Genomic DNA, 3300 nt, shown 5'->3' on the forward strand with positions numbered 1-3300 from the left:
CCACCAAGGCCGCGCCCGACAACTCGATCGTCTACCCCGACACCGACGGCACCGTCTACTACGTGGTCGGCGGTGGCGGCGCGGCGCACGGCACCTTCGCGGGCGGAGACACCTACCGCGGCAACGAGAAACCCGACACCTTCGTGCCCGAGTCCACCCTGTGGGGTTCCGACGGCAAGGAGACCAAGGAGGCGGCGGCCTGGTCACGGGTGCGCTTCAGCCGCTACTCCTTCATCCGGGTCGATGTGCGGCCGGGCGTCTTCGCCAGCGAGATGGACGTGATCGCCGTCGACGAGAACGGCCGCGAGTTCGACAAGGTCACCTACCGGCGCATGGTGTCCCGCTAGCTCTCGTCAGGCAGAACGACCGCGCGTCGTAGGGCGGATGAACCGCCGTGAGCGCGCGGCGCATACTTGACGCCGTGGTACGGATCGAAACACCGCTGCACGTGAGCAGTGTGGTGAGCTCCTGGCGGTGGGACACCTCGACTGTCCTGGTCACCGCCCTGCTGGGTCTCGCCTACGCCTTCTGCTTCGTCAAGGGACGCCAACGCGGCGAACAGCTTTCGACCGGGCGGGCCGTCTGCTTCGCCCTCGCCGGGCTGGGTGTCTGGTTGTACTCCGGGCTCGGCATGGTCGGCGTCTACTCCGACACGTTGTTCTGGGTGCGGGCGTTGCAGGTGTTGATCCTGCTCTACCTGGTCCCGTTCGCGCTGGCCTGCGGTGCGCCGTTCACGGTGCTGCGCGCGGCATTGGGTCCGGCGGGCCGGAAACGACTGGACGCCATGCTCACCGGCGGTGTCGCCCGGGTGCTCACCCATCCGGCCACCGCGTCGGTGCTGATCCTGCTGCTGCCCTGGGCGCTGTTCCTCTCGCCCTGGTACGAGTCGGTGCTGCGCAACGGGGGCGTCGACGCCGTCACCCGAATCCTCGTGGTGGCCATCGGGTTCCTGTACTTCTACTCACGCCTGCAGATCGACCCGACGCCCAAGCACTTCACGCAGGGACTGTCGCTGCTGATCACCATCGCCGAATCGCTGGCCGACGGCATTCTCGGCATCGTGCTGTGGTTGGGACCACTGGTCGCCGCGGGCTATTACACCGAGGTGGGCCGCACCTGGGGTCCGGACATGCGAATGGACCAGACGGTCGGCGCGGGCATCCTGTGGCTGCTCGGCGATCTGCTGGGGCTGATCTACTCGCTGGTCGTCATGCGCGCCTTCGCCGCCGACGAGAAGCGCAAGGCCGGGGAGATGGACGCCGAACTCGACGCGGCCGAGGCCGCGCGGCCGAAGCGCATGCGGATGTCGAGCGCGGCGGTCGCCGAGGAGGACGAGCCGGTGTCGACCGGTTTGTGGTGGGAGAACGATCCGCAGCTGCGCGAGCGCTTCCGGCGCTGAGCGGCTTCGGCAAGCCGCTGAGCGGCTTCGACAATCTAAGGACATTTGTAGCTATTTCTTAGCTTGCTTTTACTGGACGCTTGACCTGGACGCCCGAAACCCTCGTCCACTTCGCTCTCGGGAGGCACCCAGAGGAAGGTCAACACCGCCAGAAAGCAAGCGCCATGCAGATCCGCAAGTTCGCCGCTACCTCGACGATGGTCATCGCCGCGCTCGGCGTCACCGCCGGCCTCGCCCACGCCGAACCCGCCCCGGCGCCCGTTCCCGTCCTGCCCTCCCTCATCGACGGCGTGAACCAGGGCATCGCCCAGGTCGCCCCGTCCATCCACTGGAACGCCAAGATCGAGGGCGACTCCGTGGTCGTCGACACCGACAAGGGCTCGCTCACCACCGACAACGGCCAGCTTCAGGTCCGCGACGACAATGGCGTGGTGGTCACCGCGGTTCCGTTGTCCTACACCGTGAACGACCTCGACTACCCGATCCAGGCCACCGTGAACGGTCTGCGCGCGACCCTGACCCCGGACACGAATCCGGCCTCGGCCCGCCCGACCGCCCTGCCGCTGCACGACGTGACCAGCTCCAAGCAGTCGAGCTTCGACGACGCCGTCTCGGCCGCCGCCACCCAGTTCGGTCTGGCCACCGCGATCGGAACTCTGGTCGGCACCGTCATCGGCGGTTCGCTGGGTCTGGTCATCGGCGGTATCGCCGGTGGCGGCGTGTTCTCGATTCCCGCCGCGCTCGCCGGAGCGGCCACCGGCATCACCCTCGGCGCCGCCGCCGGTTTGGTGCTCGTCGGTGTGCCCGCCGCGATCATCGTCGGAATCGTGTTCTTGAACCGCATCAACAACCCCGCCGAACAGGGATAGCCGGTAATTCGCGACAACAAAGGCCCGGTCAATACATGTATTGATACGGGCCTTTTTCGTGTACCCAAAGATTGCTTCTAAGTGTGATCCAAGACTCTGGGAACATGTTCTTTACGCGTTACATACGTTTCGGACCGTTTTCGGCACGTTTTGGCAACAACTAGGCAACATTAGCTGGCTTATCTTATCTCGGGTGCTCGATGAGGACCTCGCTCCCAAGAGGGAAGCGCCCGTTCAAGAAAGCGACGAGAAGTAATGCGTTTCAAGAAGTTCGCCGCCACGTCGGCCCTCGCCATCGCGGCCCTCGGAATCAGCGCCGGCACCGCCTACGCGGACGCCCCTGCCGCCGCCACCGACGCCCCCGGCATCCACTGGGACGCCAAGATCGAAGGCGCTTCGGTCGTGCTGAAGACGGATCTCGGTTCGCTGGACACGCAGGACGGGCAGTTCCAGGTGCGTGACGACAACGGCGCTCTGGTGACCGCGTTCCCGCTGTTGTTCCAGATGGACGGGCTGGCCCACCCGGTCGCCGCCCAAATCGACGGCAACACCGCCACTTTCACCCCGAACATGGACCCGGCCGCCGCCACCCCGGCCCCGGTGCTGCACAACGTCGCCAGCCAGGCCGATCAGGATGCCGCCTGGTCCTCGGCCTCGTCGCAGTTCGGCATCGCGACCGGTATGGGCACCCTGATCGGCACCCTCATCGGCGGCGTCGGCGGCTGTGTCCTCGGCGCTGTCCTCGGCACCCCGGTGCTGCTCCCGGGCTGGATCGGCGGCTGCCTGATGGGCGCGGGCATCGGCATCCCGATCGGTGCCGCGGCCGGTCTGGTGCTGACCGGCGGCATCGCCGCCATCGCCATCGGCATCGGCCTGGGCGCCCGCCTGGCCGCGCCGGACGCCGCCCCGGCCTCCTGATCGGGTAACGCGGGGAGCCGAGACCACCACGGGTCCCCGGTGGGACACGATGTCTGTGCAGGAGACATCGGCTGACAAAAGAATTCGGGCCGGATCGTCGAATGACGATCCGGC

Annotated in this window: 3 protein-coding genes and 1 pseudogene; all 4 read left to right on the forward strand. The window is 67.1% G+C overall.

Annotated elements, in window-relative coordinates; genetic code table 11:
* Positions 1–347, forward strand: a pseudogene (locus ACWELQ_RS41820) (phosphoesterase); the annotation flags it as partial.
* Positions 348–421: 74 nt separating this feature from the next.
* Positions 422–1399 (forward strand): cytochrome c oxidase assembly protein, encoded by a 978-nt coding sequence (locus ACWELQ_RS41825; RefSeq protein ID WP_452402526.1) that lies wholly within the window; start codon positions 422–424, stop codon positions 1397–1399.
* A gap of 164 nt (positions 1400–1563) precedes the next feature.
* Positions 1564–2268, forward strand: a complete 705-nt coding sequence (locus ACWELQ_RS41830) for a hypothetical protein (protein WP_452402527.1) — start codon at positions 1564–1566, stop codon at positions 2266–2268.
* A 255-nt stretch (positions 2269–2523) separates the two neighbouring features.
* Positions 2524–3186 (forward strand): hypothetical protein, encoded by a 663-nt coding sequence (locus tag ACWELQ_RS41835; protein ID WP_452402528.1) that lies wholly within the window; start codon positions 2524–2526, stop codon positions 3184–3186.
* The last annotated feature ends 114 nt before the right edge of the window (positions 3187–3300 follow it).

Source organism: Nocardia sp. NPDC004722, assembly GCF_053601505.1.

Bases quoted from the DNA above. Each gene is read 5' to 3' on its own strand.
- ACWELQ_RS41830 (WP_452402527.1), top strand. From the start codon at position 1,564: ATGCAGATCCGCAAGTTCGCCGCTACCTCGACGATGGTCATCGCCGCG.
- ACWELQ_RS41835 (WP_452402528.1), top strand. From the start codon at position 2,524: ATGCGTTTCAAGAAGTTCGCCGCCACGTCGGCCCTCGCCATCGCGGCC.